The sequence below is a fragment of the Compostibacillus humi genome (assembly GCF_014637175.1).
GTDB lineage: Bacteria > Bacillota > Bacilli > Bacillales > Amphibacillaceae > Oceanobacillus > Oceanobacillus humi.
Map to the genome: position 1 here is coordinate 49,066 of NZ_BMEV01000001.1, position 21,194 is coordinate 70,259.

Annotated in this window: 20 protein-coding genes; 3 read left to right on the forward strand and 17 right to left on the reverse strand. The window is 46.5% G+C overall.

The genetic code is table 11. The features are described from left to right. Window positions 1–19: 19 nt before the first annotated feature. From IEV18_RS00200 to IEV18_RS00220, 5 genes are all read right to left on the reverse strand, one after another. On the reverse strand, window positions 20–769 hold the full coding sequence (locus tag IEV18_RS00200; protein ID WP_188390341.1) for an SDR family NAD(P)-dependent oxidoreductase: 750 nt from the start codon (window positions 767–769) through the stop codon (window positions 20–22). 400 nt (window positions 770–1,169) lie between these two features. Further along, window positions 1,170–2,228: a tartrate dehydrogenase gene (locus IEV18_RS00205; protein WP_188390342.1), complete on the reverse strand. Its 1,059-nt coding sequence runs from the start codon at window positions 2,226–2,228 to the stop codon at window positions 1,170–1,172. Window positions 2,229–2,363: 135 nt separating this feature from the next. Next, entirely contained in the window at window positions 2,364–3,629 is a 1,266-nt protein-coding gene (locus IEV18_RS00210; protein ID WP_188390343.1) for a TRAP transporter large permease, read from the reverse strand. After that, window positions 3,626–4,102 (reverse strand): TRAP transporter small permease, encoded by a 477-nt coding sequence (locus tag IEV18_RS00215; RefSeq protein ID WP_229733497.1) that lies wholly within the window; start codon window positions 4,100–4,102, stop codon window positions 3,626–3,628. Before IEV18_RS00215 ends, IEV18_RS00210 begins: the two co-directional genes overlap by 4 nt. A gap of 135 nt (window positions 4,103–4,237) precedes the next feature. Further along, the gene (locus IEV18_RS00220; RefSeq protein WP_188390344.1) at window positions 4,238–5,272 is read right to left on the reverse strand and encodes a TRAP transporter substrate-binding protein; all 1,035 of its coding nucleotides are present in this window, start codon (window positions 5,270–5,272) and stop codon (window positions 4,238–4,240) included. 391 nt (window positions 5,273–5,663) lie between these two features. Between IEV18_RS00220 and IEV18_RS00225 the strand changes: the two genes are divergently transcribed. Continuing rightward, window positions 5,664–6,125 (forward strand): hypothetical protein, encoded by a 462-nt coding sequence (locus IEV18_RS00225; RefSeq protein ID WP_188390345.1) that lies wholly within the window; start codon window positions 5,664–5,666, stop codon window positions 6,123–6,125. A gap of 60 nt (window positions 6,126–6,185) precedes the next feature. On the opposite strand, the gene IEV18_RS00230 is transcribed toward IEV18_RS00225, so the two are convergent. The 7 genes from IEV18_RS00230 to IEV18_RS00260 form a co-directional block, all read right to left on the reverse strand. Further along, on the reverse strand, window positions 6,186–6,506 hold the full coding sequence (locus IEV18_RS00230; protein WP_188390346.1) for a hypothetical protein: 321 nt from the start codon (window positions 6,504–6,506) through the stop codon (window positions 6,186–6,188). A 68-nt stretch (window positions 6,507–6,574) separates the two neighbouring features. Beyond that, complete coding sequence (locus IEV18_RS00235; protein WP_188390347.1) at window positions 6,575–7,798, reverse strand: M20 family metallopeptidase; 1,224 nt, start codon at window positions 7,796–7,798, stop codon at window positions 6,575–6,577. A gap of 86 nt (window positions 7,799–7,884) precedes the next feature. Beyond that, window positions 7,885–9,348: a sodium/pantothenate symporter gene (panF, locus tag IEV18_RS00240; protein WP_188390348.1), complete on the reverse strand. Its 1,464-nt coding sequence runs from the start codon at window positions 9,346–9,348 to the stop codon at window positions 7,885–7,887. After that, complete coding sequence (locus IEV18_RS00245; RefSeq protein ID WP_188390349.1) at window positions 9,345–9,635, reverse strand: YhdT family protein; 291 nt, start codon at window positions 9,633–9,635, stop codon at window positions 9,345–9,347. Before IEV18_RS00245 ends, panF begins: the two co-directional genes overlap by 4 nt. Before the next feature lie 686 nt (window positions 9,636–10,321). After that, on the reverse strand, window positions 10,322–10,777 hold the full coding sequence (locus IEV18_RS00250; protein WP_188390350.1) for a helix-turn-helix domain-containing protein: 456 nt from the start codon (window positions 10,775–10,777) through the stop codon (window positions 10,322–10,324). Window positions 10,778–11,053: 276 nt separating this feature from the next. Then, window positions 11,054–12,193 carry a toxic anion resistance protein gene (locus IEV18_RS00255; protein ID WP_188390351.1) on the reverse strand — a complete coding sequence of 380 codons (1,140 nt, stop codon included), beginning with the start codon at window positions 12,191–12,193 and terminating at the stop codon, window positions 11,054–11,056. Continuing rightward, the gene (locus IEV18_RS00260) at window positions 12,193–12,846 is read right to left on the reverse strand and encodes a 5-bromo-4-chloroindolyl phosphate hydrolysis family protein (RefSeq protein ID WP_188390352.1); all 654 of its coding nucleotides are present in this window, start codon (window positions 12,844–12,846) and stop codon (window positions 12,193–12,195) included. The genes IEV18_RS00255 and IEV18_RS00260 overlap by 1 nt, the downstream gene beginning before the upstream one ends. 242 nt (window positions 12,847–13,088) lie before the next feature. Here IEV18_RS00260 and coaW point away from each other — a divergent pair, with 242 nt between their 5' ends. After that, a complete protein-coding gene (gene coaW / locus IEV18_RS00265; RefSeq protein WP_188390353.1) occupies window positions 13,089–13,883 on the forward strand; it encodes a type II pantothenate kinase in 795 nt (264 codons plus the stop codon). A 32-nt stretch (window positions 13,884–13,915) separates the two neighbouring features. Here the strand turns inward: coaW and IEV18_RS00270 are convergent, their stop codons facing one another. Further along, window positions 13,916–14,644 carry an ABC transporter ATP-binding protein gene (locus tag IEV18_RS00270; RefSeq protein ID WP_188390354.1) on the reverse strand — a complete coding sequence of 243 codons (729 nt, stop codon included), beginning with the start codon at window positions 14,642–14,644 and terminating at the stop codon, window positions 13,916–13,918. 306 nt (window positions 14,645–14,950) lie between these two features. On the opposite strand from IEV18_RS00270, the gene IEV18_RS00275 reads away from it, so the two are divergent. Continuing rightward, complete coding sequence (locus IEV18_RS00275; RefSeq protein WP_188390355.1) at window positions 14,951–15,406, forward strand: Hsp20/alpha crystallin family protein; 456 nt, start codon at window positions 14,951–14,953, stop codon at window positions 15,404–15,406. A gap of 134 nt (window positions 15,407–15,540) precedes the next feature. Here the strand turns inward: IEV18_RS00275 and IEV18_RS00280 are convergent, their stop codons facing one another. The 4 genes from IEV18_RS00280 to ilvC form a co-directional block, all read right to left on the reverse strand. Continuing rightward, complete coding sequence (locus IEV18_RS00280) at window positions 15,541–17,541, reverse strand: YjhG/YagF family D-xylonate dehydratase (protein ID WP_188390356.1); 2,001 nt, start codon at window positions 17,539–17,541, stop codon at window positions 15,541–15,543. A gap of 135 nt (window positions 17,542–17,676) precedes the next feature. Continuing rightward, window positions 17,677–19,143: an alpha-ketoglutaric semialdehyde dehydrogenase GucD gene (gene gucD, locus IEV18_RS00285; protein WP_188390357.1), complete on the reverse strand. Its 1,467-nt coding sequence runs from the start codon at window positions 19,141–19,143 to the stop codon at window positions 17,677–17,679. 23 nt (window positions 19,144–19,166) lie between these two features. Continuing rightward, a complete protein-coding gene (locus IEV18_RS00290; RefSeq protein WP_188390358.1) occupies window positions 19,167–20,066 on the reverse strand; it encodes a fumarylacetoacetate hydrolase family protein in 900 nt (299 codons plus the stop codon). Window positions 20,067–20,209: 143 nt separating this feature from the next. After that, window positions 20,210–21,193: a ketol-acid reductoisomerase gene (gene ilvC / locus IEV18_RS00295; RefSeq protein ID WP_188390359.1), complete on the reverse strand. Its 984-nt coding sequence runs from the start codon at window positions 21,191–21,193 to the stop codon at window positions 20,210–20,212. Window position 21,194: the final 1 nt, after the last annotated feature.

Here is a 21,194-nt window from a genome sequence, read left to right on the forward strand (position 1 = left end):
CCAGTGCGAAAAACGAACATTATATATTTCTTCCTCCGTCTACATGCAATACTGCTCCGGTAATCATTTCCGCCTCATCCGAAAGCAGAAATTTTACCGAACGGGCAATGTCCTCCGGCTGAATGAGTCTTCCAAGGGGAACGCTGCTCTCAAAAACTTCTTTTCTTGTCGATTGGACGTCGCCCCCGGCCTTCGTAAATTTGGCCAGCATGCTCGTATCCGCCGGTCCGGGATGGAGAACGTTGGCGTTAATGTGATGCTCAGCCAACTCCAATGCAAGGGCTTTCGTAAAGGATTCTACCGCGCCTTTCGATGCAACGTAAGACTGGAGCCCCGGCCTTGGTCTGGTGGCAGCGACGGAACCGATGTTGACGATTTTCCCTCGTTTTTGCTTTTTCATATATTTCGCTGCTTCCCGGCAGGTGAGAAATACCATTTTCATGTTAACGTTCATAATTAGATCGTACTGCTCAAGGGAAACTTCATCGATCGGGGCCGCACTTTGGGCAATGCCGGCAATGTTTGCCAGCCCGTCGATCGATCCGAACTTCTGATGGGCCTTTTGGAAAACTTCCGTTACAGTATGTTCATCTACTAGATTTCCCGCAAAACTTAGGAAGTTTTTAAAGCTTTGGTACGTTTCAAGGGAATCAGTGTTTAAATCACATGCGACAACATTTGCTCCTGCTTTCAGCAACATATCAACTGTTGCCCTTCCCATCCCTCCGGCTGCCCCGGTTACGACGATTGTCTTATTTTCTAATGACATAGTGTTCATCTTCCCCTTTCTTTATGGTAGACACAGGTTGTGGATTTTGAATTCGGCGATTCAAGCTTTCTTATCAGCGAAAACTCAATGTTTTCAGCGTAAATTGGGATTTTTCTAACGATTTGTTGCAGGGATTCGGCGGTTCTCTCAAATTCAGCGATTCTCGTCATTTATTCGGTGCTATTCCCAAAATATTCGGCGATACTTCCGATTATTCTAACGCTCTGGATCGGAATTCAGCGATTCTCTTATATTCAGCGCTTCTTTCGATTTTTTCAGCGATAACTCAAATATTTCAGCGATAATCCTGATTATTTGAACGGACCGTTGGAAAAATTCAGCGGTCCTAGGCGGGCAAATCTCTAACATACGAGCCTAGCATGTTTTAACGGAAAAACGCTTACCCTAGTTTTCGAATAATGGCATCGCCCATTTCCTCGGTCGTTGCATTGCCTCCCATATCCGGAGTTTGCACTTGTTTTTCCTCTAATACTGCTTCGATGGCAGCGAGGATTTCCTCATATAAGTCGCGGCGGCCAAAATGCTCCAGCATTAATGCGGCAGACCAAATTTGCGCAATCGGGTTGGCGATATTTTTTCCGGCAATATCCGGCGCTGAACCGTGGACCGCTTCAAACATGGAAGGATATTCTCTCGTCGGGTTAATGTTTCCGGACGGAGCAAAGCCAAGCCCGCCGACAATGGCAGAGCCTAAATCGGATAAAATATCCCCAAATAAATTGGACGCCAGGACTACTTGGAAATCTTCAGGCCGCTGGACAAAATAGGCGGCAATCGCATCGATATAATACCGTTCGTAATCAATGTCCGAGTATTTTGCTGCCACCTCTTCGACGATGCGGTCCCAAAAGGTCATCGTATGAATAATCGCATTGGATTTTGTAGCATTCGTCACCTTCGTATAATTGTTTTCCCGGGCGTACTGATAGGCAAATTCGGCAATTTGGGTGACTCCTTTTCTAGTCATGATCGTATTTTGAACTGCCATTTCCCGGTCCTCGCCGGCAAACATCGATCCGCCAATGTTGGAGTATTCTCCTTCCCCGTTTTCCCGGATGATGACAAAGTCAATCGGCTTGTCATTTTTTAATGGACTTTCGATTCCTTTTAACCGTTTTACCGGACGGAAGTTGACAAATTGCTGGAACTGTTTCCGAATCGGCATGATAAGCTGCCAAATCGAAATTTGATCCGGAACCCGGGCATCTCCAATCGCTCCAAAGAGGATGCTGTCAAAAGATTGAAGCTGCTCCAGCCCGTCTTCCGGCATCATTTGCTGGTGCTGCAAATAATATTCGCTGTTCCACGGAAATTCCGTAAATGTAAAGGAAATGGAAGAATCGAGGCGTTCCAATGCTTTGAGCACTTTCACCGCTTCTTTCGTCACTTCCGGACCGATCCCGTCCCCGGGCAATACTGCAATATTATATGTAGACATACGTTTTGCTCCTTTCTGTTGATAGCGCCCGGCACCCGCTGAAGGCGCCCGGCATCGGTGACACATTTGACATTTTTCGACAAATATAAAGCCGCCGGCCGTACCGGCGCAATTATAGCACAGTGCTGTCCGTGTTTATCTCACAAAGAAAAGAGTAATCTCTGGGACAAAGGACAATATAATGACGTCCACGATCATGATAATGATAAACGGCACGATGGCACGGATGAGTTTTTCAAATTTCGTGCCGGCAATGTTTGCCGCGACAAACAGGTTCACTCCGACCGGCGGAGTAATAAAGCCAATCGCCAAGTTGACGATCATGATAATGCCAAAATGGATTAGATCAATCCCTAATGCTTCCGCAATCGGCACTAAAATCGGCGTTAATATAATAATGGCTGCCGACGTTTCCAAAAACGTACCGATAATTAATAGCAGCAAGTTGATAATCAAAAGGGCGATGATCCAGTTGTCCGTAATGCCGAGCATAAACTCCGCCATTTCCCGCGGCACTCGTTCCCTCGTCAAGTAATACCCGAATGCCGAAGCGCCGGCAATAATAAATAGAATAACAGCGCTCGTAATGACGGAAGAAGTAAAAATACCGGATAATTCCTTCCATTTAATTTCCCGATAAATAAAAAGACCGACAATTAAACCATATACAACCGCGACCACCGCTGCTTCCGTCGGCGTGAAAACCCCGCCGTATATTCCCCCTAAAATAATGACCGGCATCAGCAAAGCTAAAATGGCATCGGCAAACGCTTTGCCAAAGTCTTTAGCGGTAAATCGTTCACCGCCCCCATACCCTTTTTTAATGGAAATAATATAGACGAGGATCATTAACGAGACGGCGACAAAAATTCCCGGAACAATCCCGGCGATAAACAGATCCCCGATCGATACCCCGGCAATGACGCCGTACAAAATCAGCGGCACACTCGGCGGAATCATAATACCGATGGTACCCCCGGCAGCCTGTACAGCCGTCGAGAAATCTCTTTCATATCCCCGTTTGATCATTTCCGGAATTAACAATGCCCCCACCGCAGCTGTCGTTGCCGCAGCCGAACCGGAAATCGCGGCGAAAAAGGAACAGGCAACAATGGACACAATCGCCAGACCGCCTTTCACCCTGCCAAACATGACATTGGCAAAATGAATCAGTCTGCGGGAAATGCCCCCGGATTCCATCAGCTTTCCTGCAAGAATAAAAAAGGGAATCGCAAGGAGCGGAAAGGAGTCAACGGAGTTAAACATCCGCTGCATGACAGCAATTAACGATACATTCCCTTCCAGGAAAAAAATGGCGGATGCGCTCATACCGAGGGCAACGGCAACGGGAACACCAATAAGGAAAAATAATGCCAATACGCCAAATAAAACAATCGTCATTTTTCGTCCCCCTTCCGGATGTCGCGAATCAGATTCGGAATGAGATTAACCGCTAAAAAGAATCCGCCAATCGGGATCGCCAGATAAATAACCCCCATCGGAATTCGAAGCACTGGTGAAAGCTGCGACATCGAGCTTTGGACAAGCTGCAGCCCGTAAAAAATTAATATGTAAAAAAACACTAAATTAATAATGGCTGCTAAACTGATGATTATTTTCCTTCCAACGGGCGGGAAAAGATTGATAAAAAACTCTACCATAATATGGGCCTTTTTGCTCATCGCGTAGGCCGCCCCTAAAAAGGTGAGCCAAATGAGACAATAACGGGAAAGTTCCTCAGTCCAAGCGAGGGGATTTTTAATGACGAAGCGAAAAACAACTTGCATAAACGTGGAAACAACTAAAACAACCATAATGAGATTTAACAAATGTTTCATCGCTGTATTAATGATTTGTAGTACTCGCTGCAACATTCTCGCCTCACCTTCTAATGGGATAAAGGGGACCCCCATGGAATCCGCCGGGATCCCACACCGCAGCGGCCCCAACAGCTCCTTGAAAGAGGGTCTACAAATGGTTTGAAGCTGAGGGGGTCCCCATAACCCAACTTATTTTTGTGCATCTAAAATGCGCTGCAATAAATCTTGATGCTCTACCATGTCATAGACAGAGCTGACAATTTCCTGGAATGGGGCAGGATCCACTTCTTCGATAATTTCCACGCCGTTATCTTTCAATGTCTGAATCGATTCTTGTTCCATTTCAACAATCATATCCCGCTCCATTGCCCCGATTTTCTGGCCTTCCTCTACGACAATATCCCGTAAATCTTCCGGCAGTCTCTCATACGTATCCTTGCTCATCATATAAATGGCAACGGAGTAGACATGACCGGTCAGCGTCATATATTTTTGGTTGGAATCGTATAGCTTGTACTGGTCAGCAACAATTGCCGGGTTCTCCTGAGCATCTACTACCCCTTGCTGCAAAGCTGTTAACGCTTCCGTCCAAGCCATCGGTGTCGGCTGGGTTCCGAGAGCCTCAAAGGCTGCTAAGTGAATTTCGTTTTCCTGCACCCGGATTTTCAACCCTTCTAAATCTTCTGGCTTTTCAATCGGCCGAATGGCGTTCGTTACATGGCGATAGCCGTTTTCCGCCCAGGACAGGCCGATAATTCCTTGCTCTTCCATGGCAGCGAAGAGCTCGTCACCGATTTCCCCTTCTAAAATTTCAACCGCGGATTCCCGGTCGTTAAACAGAAACGGAACGTCAAGCACGGCCAGTTCCGGTACAAAGTTGGTGACCGGCGCTGTGGATGATACAACTAAGTCAACGGTTCCGAGCGTCATTCCTTCCGTCAGTTCCCGTTCCGCACCGATTTCACTGAATGGAAACACTTCAATTTTCACCCGTCCGTCGGTCCGTTCCTCCACCTTTTCCGCCATTTCCAAAAAGCCTAGATGGTAAGGATGGTCATCCGGCAGTGAATGCCCCGCCTGCAATACGTAAACTTCGCCGTCATCTCCGCCGGAGGAACCGCTGTCACTATCCTCTTCCGTATCTCCGCCAGATCCGCCGCTACTGCACGCGGCAAGAACGAGCATTCCAATAATCATCAAAAATAAAGTCCAATTCTTTTTCATTCGTATCCCCCTTAAAATCATTGGTATTTGTGAAAGGCGCGACCTTTGTCCCATTTTTTGCCGATAATCACTCTCCTTTATAGCGGAATAAGTTGATTTGCCCTTCACACTCTGCTTATGTAAAGCGACAAAGTAAAACTGGTTTATCCATTATAGTATCGGATTGGCTATTATTTGTAAATATAAAATTGAGCGAAAAATGTAATTTTTTGACTATTCCCTGAACTATCGACAAAATTCGACAAAAATTTGCGACGGCTATCATCCATAGTACTTTTGGCATCAGTTTTGTATCAGTAGCACTTTATAATTATTTGTAAAAAATTTCCAACTTTTAGAAGGATTTTTCAAATTTTTCTAGAAGTATATATATAACGTAAGCGGAAGGGAGGTGAAAAAGAGATTGCGTTCGCTCTGTTTGTTGGTTGCAGTGGCTATGATGATATTCCTCGTCCCTCAAGTCACTTTTGCAACAGAGATAGACACAGAGCCAGAAGATGCACGAACGCAAGCAGATGAAGAAAAATTAGAAGAAACGTTCACACCCGATGTAGAAATTCAAGCTAGCGGCGGGAAAAAAAGCATCTTTTTCCGCGGAACGATTGTAGGATGGTTTATTGATGGAGCAATTAAGTACGTGACAGGGAAAGCACCGAGCGAGTTCGTTACTTGGGGATTAAAAACGATTGAACGGAAAATCGTCAGCTATTTAAGCACTCCGCTCTATGTCAGCGCCTATGTCTATCCTGGAGGCTATGTAGAAGGAAGAACATGCACCGTGTATCCTTGTCCAATCGCATTCGGTGCCGATCCAATCGTACAAGCAACAAATGAAGAAGGAGAAGAAGAATAACATGGATACGGTAAAAAAATGAAAGGATATATGTTCATGGGCATGAGCATATATCCTTTTTTATTTTTCTCTTTGCGCTCTCCTCGCAACGGTTCGAATAAAAAAATAAAACACGGCTGCCGTCACGGCTAGCACAAAGAAGCTCTTCAAAGGCGTTAATTCGCCTAAAAGAGTGGACAATAAATGATCTGCCGTTAATGGAATCTCTAAATAGCGAAAAATGGTTGATACGATAATTCCAGCAACGAGACCGAGAAAAGCAATGAAGTAATATTTAATGCTCCGCCCCCTCCTTTCCGCCGTCATCCTATTGTATGCATTCTCGTCTATTCCCGTCTGTATTTTTTGAATATTTTTATCACTCCATACCATATTAATCATTTTTGCTCCTAAAGTAAAGTTTTAGACAAAACTAGTGCATTTTTTCCAAAAAGGGGCGGAATCTTTCATTATCCCTCATTTCCGCTCAAAAAATTCAGTGCTGCCTGCCGGTAGATTTCCGTCGTCTCCCCCAATTCCTTCACGTCTACATATTCATTCACTTGGTGGGGTATTTCCCGGTCACCGGCGCCAATCGTCACAATGGGAACCCCATGAACATGCAAAAAGGTGCCGTCTGTCGCTCCGACTACCCCGTTATAAACCGGCTCTTTTTCCAATACTTGCTCCACCGCCTGATGGACCGCCTGAACAATCGGTTCATTCCGGTCCGTTTCTGTGGCCGGCCGATTTTCCAGCACTTCCAGTTCCGCGTGAAAATCCGGATCCTCCGCTTTTAGCCGCCGGAAAATCCCTTCGATTTTTTCCAATAGAACGTCATGATCCTGGGACGGCACGGTGCGGATATCAAGGGTCGTCATACATTTTTCCGGGATGACATTGATTTGCGCATCACCAGTAACAGGGGCTTGCAAAATCGTCGGCGTAATGCTCGGGAAGCGCAAAAATTCGTGTTCCCCGTGCATCTCCTGTTCTTGCTTTTCCAGCTGTTCCAGGGCGGTAATAATTTTTGCCATTCGCCAGTTCGGATTCACCCCGCTCCAGGAAATAGCACCGTGGGCCATTTTTCCGTGAACGGTAATTTTCAATCGCATCGCTCCCCGCTGGGCAATGCAAATTTGGTTTTCCTGGGGCTCGCAAATAATCGCGCCATCCACTCCGTCCGCCCAGCCCTGTTCAATAAAATGTTTAATCCCGATCATCATGCCTTCTTCGTCCACCGGAATACAGAGGATGATTTTACCCCGGAAGTCATCCCCGTCTTCGAGGATGGACTGGACTGCCGTAATCATACAGGCAAGATTTCCTTTCGTATCGTTCGTTCCCCGGCCGTACATTTTCCCGCCGATAATTTCTGCACCGAACGGGTCATAGTTCCAGCTCGCCGCATCTCCTTCCGTCACAACATCGGTATGCCCTTCAAACAGCAGCGTTTTGCCCGGCTTTCCCGAATCGACAATGCCAATGACATTCGGCCGTCCCGGCACTACTTCTTCCACGTGGACTTCAATGCCGATGTTTCGCAAATAGTCGGCAACGAAATGGGCTACCTTTTCTTCATTCCCATCGGGCTCTCCCGGCCGGTAAACACTCGGAATGCGCACCAGCTCTTGGGTAAGTTTTACCGCCCGTTCAAAATTCCGCTCGTATCGGCTTTTCTGTTTCACTTCCATCGACAAATCCCCTCCAATAAAAGTTATTTCAACAAAAAGAGGCACTCAACTTTTCTTGATGAGTACCTCTCAGCAGCTGCAGCACGTTACTTATTGATATTGTTCGCCGGAAATTCATAAGGTTCCTGCTTAAACAGGAGACTAAATAGGACAAAAACAGCAAGGGACAAGAAAACAGGCACGGTTACCGTATGCACACCAAATAAATTTCCGTATGCCTCATTGTAAAGATGAATGGCAATGTAGGAGCCGATTCCGGTAATCATGGAAGCGATGGCACCGTGTTTATTGGCAAATTTCCAGTACAAGCCGAGGACGAGAGGCCAAATAAAGGCCGACTCCAAACCGCCAAAGGCAAACAGATTGAGAAAAATAAGCAGTTCCGGCGGGCTAATCGATAGAACGAAGGCAATTATGCCGATAATGCCCGTGACGCCAAAGCTCACCTTTTTCACCGTGTCATTGCTTGCGTTTGGTTTAATATAGTTCATATAAACGTCTTTCACAACGGTGGAACTGACAAGAATCAACAGCGAATCCACCGTCGACATAATAGCAGCGAGCGGAGCAGCCAAAATAATGCCCGCAAGCCACGGCGGCAGCACTTCTAAAGCGACGGACGGAATGACCTGATCCGCCACTTCAATCCCCGGCATGACCGGGCGGGCAAATACCCCGATCAAATGCATGCCGAGCATGATGAAACCGACGACGATTGTGCCGATAATAATTGCCCGATGCATCGCTTGCGAATCTTTGTAGGACATGGCCCGCACTGCGATTTGCGGAAGACCGATGACCCCGACGCCGACGAGAATCCAGAAGGAAGACACATAGGCTGCGTTCAGCTGTCCGTCCTGGCCAAAGGGGGTTATCAAATTCGGATTGATGGCAACAAGCTCTGACATAATATTCGTGATGCCGCCCCCGGCCATGATGACAGCAATTAATAATATCAATGTCCCGAAAAACATAATGACACCTTGCAGCGTATCGGTAATTACTACCGCCCGGAAGCCGCCGGCCGTTACATACACAAGAACGGATAGGGTAAAAATAAACAGAGCCCCGATATAGCTGAGACCGGTAAGGGACTGAATCAAGTAAGCTCCCCCGACCCATTGGGCCGCCATAGCGGAAAACAGGAAAACAAGAATGCTGAAAGCAGAAATCAGAACAACCGCTTTGCTTTTGTACCGTTCTTTCAAAAAGTCAACGAGGGTTACTGCATTGTATCTTCTCGCTACGATGGCAAATTTTTTCCCGAGAATAAGCAGCACGAAATAGCCGGTGGCCACTTGGGTCATGGCAAGAAGCACCCAGCCGAAGCCGATTGTGTAGGCTGCACCCGGACCGCCGAGAAAGCTGGAAGCACTCCCATAGGTGGCCACCATCGTCATCGCCAAAACGAGCCCGCCAAACTCCCGGCTTCCTAAAAAGTAATCGCTTAAAAACCCGTCTGCCTCTGCCATTTTCCGGTTCGCCCACAATCCGACGAAGAAAATAACGACGAGGAAGATTAATAGCGGCAATACGACAGCCCAGTTCATTGCGAACCCTCCTCTTTCTCCTCATCGTCAAGGGGAACTTCCTTCAGCATAAACTTTACGACAAAAACGACTAATACGACCATCAGGACAAATCCCCCGATACAGCTGTAAAAAAACCAGGCCGGAAACCCGAGGATGTATGTATATTGTTCTGGAGGCTTGGATCCGAGCCCGTAGGCAAAGCCGTACCACCATAGAATATTGATGACCGCCAGTCCGCAGCCGATCAGCGCTTCCCGGTGGGCAATGCGAAACCGGGGATCCGTTTGTTTATTATTGTTACGCATCGACAGACTCCTTTCTCAAAAATTGCAGCTTGTTTTTCGAATCCTTGGAACATGGTTTTTAACCTTCATCCAGGTTATTTACCCTCTGATTATAGCGGATAAAGGAATGCTTGTCTTTTCATGGTTATGTTCCTCCTTATTTCATTATGATGGGAGAATATTGCTGGGCACAATGGAGGAGGGGAGGTGGAACTTGAACGGTTTTTGCATAGGGAAATTTAGCTATAGGAATTGCGAACTTTACCGCAAAGACAATGAGAGATGAAAAGCAATGGTTTAGCGAACATGACTAATCCCGATTTTCTTTCTCCATCTTTATGCCAATGATTAAAAATACAATCGCTGCAATTGCCGCAATGATACCCAATATAAATAGAGATCGAGTACGAAATATCCAATAGCAGTTCCTATTAAACTAATTTCTCCTGATGTAATGTACATACTAGAAAATAATATTGCAGCTGAAATAAAAAGTCCTGCGGAAACGATAGCTTATTTCATCTCTATCCCCCATCGTATATTTATTATATTATAACTATAATATAATTTTGCAATATTTAGAACAATAGAAAATAAAAGTAATACCAGCTTCTATTAAGTAAGAATTTCTGCTTTTCCCCAATTTTACGTGTTACTCTCGAACTTTCAGGAAAATAAAAAAGGCAGCTTTAGCGCTGCCTTTTGTGTTAATCAATGTATTTATCTTTTAAGCTGTCTGAACCTATGCCGCCAATAATCATTAAAGCTAATGGCAAGAAATTCGATGCCATTTTCGGCAATCCGTCTGGTATGACGATATTTGTACCGAACAAATAATTTGATCCGAAAATCAGCAGTTTTGCAGCTAGTAAAAATGCGCCTAATAAAAACACGCCGTCAAAGAATGCTTTCCATTTCGGATATGCCAATTTCTTGCTGTCCCGAATTACTTTTTCCTTCAATTCTTCGTTACTCCTCAACATTTCATCGATGGTAATCCCGAATAAATCACTTAATTCTATAATAATTTCGATACTTGGATAGTTTTTTCCGGTTTCCCATTTTGAAACGGGCTGACGGCTTACGTGAATTTTGTCCGCAAGTTCCGCTTGGGACCACCCTCTTTTTTCACGTTCCGATTTTAGCCGTTCACTAAAGTTCATGAATCTGTCATCACCTTTCTGCAATTTCATTATCGGAGGAGTTTATGTCGAAAGTAAAGATAGTTATTGTTGCATCAGGGGGCAACCTCCCGTTGCCGCTGCATAAACGAAGGTATTCCAGCAAATTTGCAAGCATAAAAATAAAAATACAGCTCTCAAAAAAACGGAGCTGTATTTAGTTTATCTTATCTTTATCACTTTAGCGCTTTCCTCAAACGCCTGCTGAATAAAACAGGCTGCAGCTTAAATGCTGCAGCCTTGTCGCCGCTGTCTTTCCTATTTCCACTCGAGTAGTTTGTTCTTCAGCTCATTTTCCATTTCGATCAGTTCCCGCTCTGCTTCCTGGCGTTTCTGGCGGCCTTCCGTTTGGATGCGCAGCGTTTCTTCGATGGTAGTGACGAGGTTTTCCTGGGTTTGCTTCAACGTTTCCACGTCAATCAGTCCCCGTTCATTTTCTTTCGCCGTCTCAATCGTATTCGTCTTCAGCATTTCCGCATTTTTCAGCAGCAGCTCATTCGTCGTCTGGGTCACTTGTTTTTGCGCTTCCACGGCTTTCCGCTGGCGCATCAGCGTTAAGGCAATGGCAATCTGGTTTTTCCAGAGGGGAATTGCCGTTAAGATAGACGACTGAATTTTTTCCACGAGCGCCTGGTTCGTATTTTGAATCAGGCGGATTTGCGGCGCCGTCTGGAGCGTAATTTGCCGGCTCAGCTTCAAGTCATGAACCCGCTTTTCCAGACGCTGGCTAAACTGAATCATGTCGTTTACTTCCTGGAAAACCATCTGATTTTGCGTCTGTTCTGCCTTTTGCTTTAACTGGGGAATGATTTCCGTCTCCAGCTCGGCCAGTTTTACTTCCCCGGCAGCAATATAGACATTTAACGCATCGTAAAAATCTTTATTTTTCACAAACAGTTCCTGAAGCAGACGGTTGTCGTGGACAAGGGCGTCCTTGCTCCGCTCCAGCTTGACGCTGATCCGGTCGATCTGTGCGCCGGTTTTCTGGTATTTCGTCAAAATTTCGTTGACGGAACGGGACAGTTTCCCAAAGATCCGGGCAAAAAATCCTTGTTTTTCCGGAGCCAGTTCTTCCGGATTTACTTCCTCCAGTTTTTTCATTAAATCTTTCAGGACGGAGCCGATTTCACCCACGTCTTTATTTTCCACTTGTTTCAGCATCGAATGGGAAAAATCGTGGAGCTTCTTTTGCGCTTCCGTTCCGAAAGCAATGATGGACTGCTGGTCATTCGGATCAATTTGTTTCGCCAGCTGTATGGCTTTTTCCTTATCTTCTTCCGTCAGCTGATCGATGACTTTTTCCGTTTTCGCCGTTTCCTCCGTTTTCGATAAGTCATCGCTTGAGCCAAAGGGATTGGCAAGCAAATCGTCTTTAAAATTCGTCGGCTGTTGTTCCATTACGTCGTCCTCCCGTTATTATTTTTCGTCAATCGCTTATTCGATTGGATCGATCGTTTCGCCACGTCCAGTTCAAATTGCAATGTGTCAATATCGTCGTCCAGCATGTCGTACAAATCTTTTTTCGTCGTTTCCCCCAATTTGTAAATCGTAATTCTCGTGTCACGGAGGGATTCGGAAATGTCCTTCGTTTTTACTGGCTGGGAAGAGAGAAAAGCATATTTTTCTGCGATTTCCACGAGGGAATCTAAATGTTTATAATAAAAGTTTTCCGCTTTATAAAACCGTTTTGGGTCTTTTTTCGTATTGGCGTAAATTTTTTTTACTGTACGCAAGATCTCGATATTTAATTTCGCCTGGTCGATGGAGCGAACGCGCCATAACGCCTTTTGCAGGCGGCTGATTTTCTGTCTCGCTTCTTTAAGGCTTTTCTCGATGTATTTATATTCCCTTCTCGTCAGGCCGTATTGGCGCAGATTTTGATGATGCTGAATTTGTTTTACGCCGATATATGCTGCTCCTCCGCCGATGAGCGCGAACGTACTGGACATCAGAAACGTTTGTCCAAGGGCAAAAAAAGCAATCCCCCACGTCGAGGCAGAGGCAGTAAATGCGGTTGCAGATCGGATAAAAAATTGTATAATGGACTTCACACCCATCAACTCCCTGTTTTCCCATGTATACGTGAATCTATCAGTAATACGTGATAGATGAGAATTTCGTTTCATTTATCTCTATTTTAAGCGATTTTTAGCCGTTAACAACTAAAAAAGTCTATTTTTCTTAATTTTACTGTTTTCTGGGACAGTCTTGCCAAGTATCTGTCGGTTTTTGTACGAATACATTGGCGGGAGCTGCCTGTGCCAGGAATATGTAACTTTAGGAGGGGTGATTCATGAAGGAAATCGGCATTGATGCGGGCGGGACGTTAATAAAAATTGCCTATGAAGAACAGGGCAAATTGCACGTCAAATCCTATCCGCAAAACAAGCTGAAAGAAGTCGTACAATGGATCCAAATCGTTTCTCCCACCGCCACGTTAAAATTAACCGGCGGGAAAAGGGAAAGCATCGCAAACCTCGTCCAAAACCGGCACGAATTGGTGGATGAATTTCAAGCTATCGTCAACGGAACCAGCTACCTTCTTGAAGAAGAAAAAATAAAAATCGGCAATGAATACATATTAGTAAGCATCGGCACCGGCACTTCGGTTTTTCATGTCCATACAGACGGGTTTGACCGGCTGCTCGGGAGCGGCATCGGCGGAGGAACCTTTCTCGGACTAGGCAAACTTCTCTCCGGGAAAACTCGTTTTGAAGAGTTAACTGACCTTGCCAGCCGCGGGGACCGGGAAAAAAGTGATTTGCTGGTCAAAGATATTTATGCCACAGGTGACGCACCGCTCCTCGGTAATCTGACGGCAGCAAATTTTGGAAAAGCCGGTTTCCAAAAAGCTCATCCTGAAGACCATATGTCCGCGTTAAATCAGCTCATTGGCGAAGTGATTATTTCGCTTGCCAGCCTGGCCGCCAGAAGCAAACGAGTAAAACCGATTGTCTTCGTCGGCAGCACCTTGAACGGAAATGCGCCGCTGAAAAGCGTATTAAGCAGTTTTCAGGACTGGATGGACTACACGCCGGTCTTTTTAGAAAAGGGAGCCTATGCCGGAGCCATTGGCACGATCATGTAAAGAGCCGCCGGGTACATTTCGCCGGCGGCTTCCTACCATAATGCTTGCAGCGTTTCTTCGGTGAGGACTTCCGCTGTTTTTCCTTTGGCAAAGATGCTTCCGTCTTTCAATAATAGCGTATGGCTAAAGGCATCGGTAATTTCCTCGATATGGTGGGTGACGTAAATAAGCGTCGGTCCCCCGTCCTTCTTTGCCAGCTTCCCAACGGACGCCAGCAATTTATCCCTGGCGATAAAATCTAAGCCGTTCGTCGGCTCATCCAAAATAAGAAGTTCCGGCGAACCCATAAGTCCCCGGCCGATGAGCAGCCGCTGCTTTTCCCCTTGGGAACAAGTGGCGTATTTCCTGCCCCACAGATAACCGCAATCGAGCTCCTCCATAATTTCTCGTGCCCGGTCATAATCTTTATCCGTCATGTCATCGTAAACGCCAATGGTCGAATATTTTCCGCTGAGGACAATCTTTTCCGCCAATTCCTGTTCCCGGATGCGCTCCTGCAGCGACGAACTTACCCAGCCAATCGATTTCCGCAGTTCCCGCAAATCGGTTTTGCCAAATTGACGCCCGAGCACCCGCACCGTACCCGTTGTCGGCCAAATATATCCGTTGATGATATTTAATAACGTCGTCTTTCCCGATCCGTTTAAACCGAGCAAAGCCCAATGCTCCCCCCGGGAAATTTCCCAATGGATATCGGATAAAATTTGCTTCCCTTCCCTGACCCATGAAACATCTTTTAATTCGATTACTTTTTCTCCCATTCTTACCGCTTCCTTTGCATAAAATATTCTTCACTCCAGCACCGCCAATTGCGGCAAAATTTTCTTATCTACCTATTCGCCAAGAACAGACAAAATCCTCTTTTCTTAAGCTTTATGCCGGGAAACGGCTTTGTGAGCCACGTTTTTCTTAATCCTTTCCTCCATATGCCATCCCCGCCTAGAAGCTCTGCCCGCATCCTGCAGCCATGTTTCCGCTGATCCCTAATTCCCATGGAAATACCCAAACTTTTTCCTCGAATCATACATATTTTATTACTGGAGACAGAAAAAGAAAGGAGGTTTTCCATGGCACCGCGAAAAGATAATTTTCTGAAAAAGTTTGACGTGGATTTTACACCTCTGCGGGAGTTCATGTGGGAAATGGACCGTTTTTTCCATGATTCCTTCAAACAGATGCATACTAATTTCCAGCTGCGTCCCTTTTGGGTAGACGTGCGGGAAACCGGCGATGATTTTATCATCGAAGCGGAACTGCCCGGATATAGCCGGGAGCAAATTGAAATTGAGATTTTCGGCAATCAGCTCCATATTCGGGCCGAAGATAAGCAGTTTTTGGAAGGAAAAGACGAAAAGCACGGGGTTTACAGCAAAGAACAATCCTATCGGCGAAAGGAAAGAACCATTTCCCTTCCCATTGAAATTCCGGAAAAAGAAACGACCGCCTCGATGAAAAACGGCATTTTAACGATTAGAGTACCGAAAAATAATTCCAAGCGGAAGTTTCTTGATATCGGCGAGTAGACAGCCGTTCTTAAATGTTTCTTACTTACCCCAATTCTCATCCGTGGGATTTTGCCTGTTTTCCTTTTTCCTATAACAAACAGCCGGACGAATTATCCGGCTGTTTTCTATTCTCGCTAGCTGAGAACGAAATGTTATTCCTTTGTATCCATCATTGCTGCGGCTTCCTTCTCGGCCAATGCTTTTTTCCCGGCTTCCAATACTTCGATAATCCGGTCGACATCGTACACACTGCCTTTCCACGTACCGCCGCTGACCGACTGCAAAGCTGCCCATAAACGGGTGTCATCCGGAAGTCCTGGATTTGGTTTTACATCAGGATGCACCGAACGTTCAGCAAGCACTTTTGCCCCTTCTTCCGGCGTCAGTCGTTGGTCCTCTGTGCCGATAAAATTCATTGAGCCGACTAAATTATTTCGGTCGACGATAATTTCAATAACATCCCCGTTCCGTAATTTTCCGATCGGACCGCCGGCCAGCGCCTCAGGACCGACGTGGCCGATACATGCACCGGTGGAAACGCCGGAAAAGCGGGCATCGGTAATTAAAGAAACGTATTTGCCGTAGGACAGATGTTTTAACGCGGAAGTTAATTGGTACGTCTCCTCCATTCCTGTACCGAGCGGTCCGCCTCCCATGACGACCATAATGTCTCCCGCTTCAATTTCTCCTTGCTTAATGGCACGGATGGCAGCCTGTTCAGACGTGAATACTTTCGCTTTTCCGGTATGGCGGTATACGCCGTCTTCATCGACGACATCCGGGCTGATCGATGTCGATTTAATGACCGACCCTTCTGGAGCAATATTCCCCGTCGGGAACGTAACCGTTGAAGTGAGTCCTCTTTCTTTGGCCCGCTCCGGACTCATAATGACCTCATCCGGATCCACCTTATCCGCTTCCATCAATCGCTCTTTCAATTTCATGCGGCGCTCCGATTTTTCCCACCAATCGAGATTCTCGCCAAGGGTCTGCCCTGTAACGGTAAGCACATCTTCATGCAGCACTCCCAATTTGCGGAGATGAAGCATTACTTCCGGAACTCCGCCGGCTAGAAATACCCGAACCGTCGGATGGTCCACCGGCCCATTCGGCAGTACACTGACGAGGCGCGGCACTTTCTTATTGACACGCACCCAATCTTCCACCGTCGGCATCTTCAGGCCGGCAGCGTGGGCTATGGCAGGAATATGGAGCAAGAGATTCGTCGATCCTCCAAAGGCGGCATGAACGACCATGGCGTTCTCGATGGCTTTATCGGTTAAAATATCCGACATTTTCATGCCCTTCTTTTCCATTTCCATGACAGCCCTGGCCGATTGGCGTGCCATTTCCAGCCAGATCGGCTGACCGGAAGGGGCGAGGGCAGAATGGGTAACGGCAATCCCCATCGCTTCCGCAACGACTTGGGATGTTGCGGCAGTTCCTAAAAATTGGCAGCCTCCCCCAGGCGTTGCGCAAGCACGGCAGCCGAGTTCCGCGGCCTCCTGCAGCGTCAATTCATTGTTTGCAAATCGCGCTCCGATCGTTTGTACTTTCCCGGCATCTTCTCCGTTTGTCGGCGGAAGGGTGACACCTCCCGGTACGATAATTCCAGGCAAATCCGGCGTGCCTGCAAGCGCTAACATCATGGCGGGAAGACCTTTATCACAGGTTGCAACACCGATTACGGCCTGACGGGTTGGCAGCGAGCGGATCAAGCGCCGGTAGACAATCGCTGCATCATTGCGGTACGGAAAAGAATCGTACATCCCGCTCGTTCCTTGAGAGCGGCCGTCACACGGGTCACTGACATAGCCGGCAAAAGGAACGCCGTCATGTTCCCGGACGACTTCTGCCGCCTCCCGCATTAGAAGTCCTACTTCCCAATGTCCCGTATGGTAGCCTAACGCAATTGGGGTACCATCATGGTCGCGAATTCCGCCCTGGGTGCTTAAAATTAACACTTGGGGCCCCAGCAAATCCTTTGGCTTCCAGCCCATCCCGACATTTTGGGACAGCCCGAATAAATTTCCGCTTGGGGAATTCATCAGCATTTCCTTCGTTAAAGGAAGTGCCCCTCCATTTCCTCTTGCATTCGTCTGTACTTTATATAATGATGGGTCATCGACTGCAAAAATCGTTTCTAATGACATATTAGCCCCTCCAACTTCAGATTGTTGTAAAATTACACGTGCATCCGCAGCGAAACGGATAAAAAAAGAGGGCAAATGCCCTCCCTTCACGCGGAATGAAAAGGATAACAGGGTTTCTTTATTTAAACGATTGCATTATCCCTTTACGAACACCGTTTTAATCGAAGTAAAGAATTCTTTTGCAGCTTCACCTTGTTCACGGGAATGGGAGCTGGATTGTTTCATGCCGCCAAACGGTGCTTGCAATTCTACTCCGGCGCTCTCAGCATTAATTCGGACGAGTCCTGATTCAATTTCGTCGATAAAGGTTAACATTTTTTGGATATTCGTCGTAAAGATCGAGGCACTTAAGCCAAACTTCACATTGTTAGCAATTTGCAATGCCTCTTCCACCGAATCGACTTTAATTAAAGCAAGGACCGGACCAAAGATTTCCTCTTGGGCAATGGTCATATCATTAGAAACGTTTTCGAAAATCGTAGGTTCTACGAAATAGCCATTGTCGTACTTCTCGCCAGTGAGACGATTGCCGCCATACAGCAATTTCGCCCCTTCCTCTTTTCCTTTTTCAATATAGTAGAGAACCGTATCAAGCTGTTTTTTGCTGGAACTTGGTCCCATCCATATTCCATCTTCCAGTCCGTTTCCGACCGTAATCTCTTTCACTTTTGCCAGCAGTTTTTCTTTAAAGGAATCATAGACATCGCGATGGACTAACACGCGGCTCGTTGCTGTACATTTTTGCCCGGTAGAACGCAATCCGCCGCTAATCGTTGCCTCCACCGCCAAATCAAGGTCCGCATCTTCCGCAACGATGACTGGGTTTTTGCCTCCCATTTCAAGCTGGTATTTCGCTCCTCTTGCCAAAGCACCTTGGCCGACCGCTTTTCCGACCGTATCCGATCCGGTGAAGGTAACGCCATTAATATCCGGATGATCGACAATTCCTTGGCCGATGACCGAGCCGGAACCGGTAACAAAGTTTACGACTCCTTTCGGAATTCCTGCTTCCGCCAGACATTCAACGACTTTTGCTGCCGTCACTGCTGCTTCTTGAGCCGGTTTAAATACGACGGTGTTTCCATAAATCAGGGCAGGAGCAATTTTCCAAATCGGAATAGCAACCGGGAAGTTCCACGGTGTAATCACACCTACTACGCCTAGCGGAGCGCGGGTTGTAAACATTAACGCACCTGCATCGGTGGACGGAATAACGTCTCCTGTTTTCCGCATCCCTTCACCGGCATAATAGCGCAAAATAGCAACTCCCCGGGCTGTTTCTCCTTTCGCTTCCGGCAACGTTTTCCCCATTTCGCGGGTAAGGGATTCGGCGATTTCGTCCAGGCGGGATTCTAAAATATCTGCGGCCTTGTATAAATAATTTCCTCTTTCTGCTCCGGAGAGCTTCCACCAAGCTTTTTGGGCCGCTTTCGCTGCAGCTACCGCTTCGTTTAAATCCTCTGCAGTTGATTTTTGGATGTAGCCGACGACATCGTTCACATTGGCCGGATTAATGCTTGCTTCCGTCTCCGCCGATGGGGAAGCTTTCCATTCTCCTCCGATGTAATTAAGATATGTTTTTGTTTGTACTTCAGTTGTCATTGAACATTACCTCCTATACAAATCTAGTTTGTAATATGCGATTTTTGATGGGTTACCGTATTGCTCAACGTACCAATGCCTTCCACTTCAATATCAACCCGGTCGCCGTCGTGAAGCGTAAAATCATTCGGCGGAACGATACATGTGCCGGTTAACAGCACTGTCCCCGGGAAGATAATATTATCCTTCCGTAAATATTCCACCAGTTCTTCATACCGGCGTTTCAGCTGATTTGTATTTGCGCTGCCTTCAAATACGAGTTCCTCATTCCGGTAAATCCGGCATGTCATGTTGAAATTGTACGGATCCTCCACTGCCTCCGCGAGCAAAATCGCCGGTCCGACCGAACAGGAACGGGACCAGATTTTTGCCTGTGGCAAGTAGAGCGGGTTTTCCCCTTCAATATCCCGGCAGCTCATGTCATTTCCAATCGTGTAGCCTAAAATGTTCCCGTCTCCATCTAATACTAAGCCCAATTCGGGTTCGGGAACTTGCCAATTGGAATCGCTCCGCAAATGGAGAATTTGATTCGGCCCGATGGTGCGTTCTCTTGTAGATTTAAAGAAGATTTCCGGTCTCTCTGCATCGTATACTTTGTCGTAAAATGTCGTTGCATCCATTTTTCCATCGGTAGCTTCATAGTTTCGGGCTTCTTTGCTTTTAAAGTACGTGACCCCGGATGCCCACACTTCCGGTGCATCTACCGGAATTACGACATCCAGTTCAGACAGGGATTCTTTTACAGGAAGCAAATGGGGCACAAATTCTTCAATTAATTCCTTTGTCGTCATTTTTCGTTCTTTCGCCTTGTCTGCTACGTCAACAATGCTTTCATACGGCAGGACATACACTTTTTCCTCTTCGGTTACAGCTCCAAGGACAATCTTTTTCGATTCCTTATCTTTAAAACGTATAATTTTCATAGATAACCTCCGTTCTTATTTGTAATAGATTTATAGAAAGCAGGGAGTTCAGACAAACGGCGTTCACCTCCCTTGTTCCCCAACTCCCCAGCCTTGTTCATACAGCTTAATCCTCTCCAAAACAGCATCACTTTTTTTGGGAATTATTTGAGCCGCGATTTCAGGCGGTCTTCTGCTTTCGTTAAGGCATGCTTCAGCACTTCTTCCCTCAGTTTCTTAAAGGTTTCCAAGCCGGACGCTTGTTCTTTGCTCCACTCTTTCGCAAAGTCACCAGAAGTAATCCGGTTATATTTTTCTTTCATAAACGAACGGATGTATGAGGAGTCGACATCCTGGAAAGAAGTCATTTGCCCATATTGGCTTGTGTTCGAATGGAACGGCAATTGCCGGAACACGCCGACATCCGCAAACTTTTCAAACATGACGACCGGTTCTTTCGACATATACAATTCCATTAACGCCGCTTCTTCCGGATGGCCCATTTCCACCTGAAATTGATAGATTTCCGTTAAAACTTTCATAATTAATGGCCACGTAATTTGTTCCGCAAACAGATCTAAATAGGTTTCATCATCAAAGCTGACTTCTATGGCCCCTTTCTTCGTAGACCCAATCGCTTTTGCCAGCGCTTTCGCAATTTCCTTTGCCTCCCCGGACACATCTTGATGAACCGAGAGAAAGGACGGGAAACCTTCTCCGATTTCATACAGTTCCCTGACGCCTTTCCCGATCATCCTTGGTGCGACCATGATGACATCAATATTTTCCGGCAAGTCAATGTATCCGTAAGTGACGTTATATCCGGAGGAGAAATTAACGACGTTTCCTTTTTCCAGATTTGGAGCAATCTTCTCCTTAAAGATGGCGGGTGCGATTTCGTCCGGCAGCAGCAAGAAGATAATATCGGCCCGTTTGCTTGCTTCTTCAATCGGATAAGCTTCAAAGCCGTCTTGCCGTGCCTTTTCCCAGGATGTATCGCGCACGCTTCCGACGATAATATGTTTCAAGCCGGAGTCCCGCATATTGAGCGCCTGGGATCTCCCCTGGTTGCCATATCCGATAATGGCGACTGTTTTATCTTTCACAACATCAAGGTTTGCATCCTGATCGTAATAAATCGTTGCCATT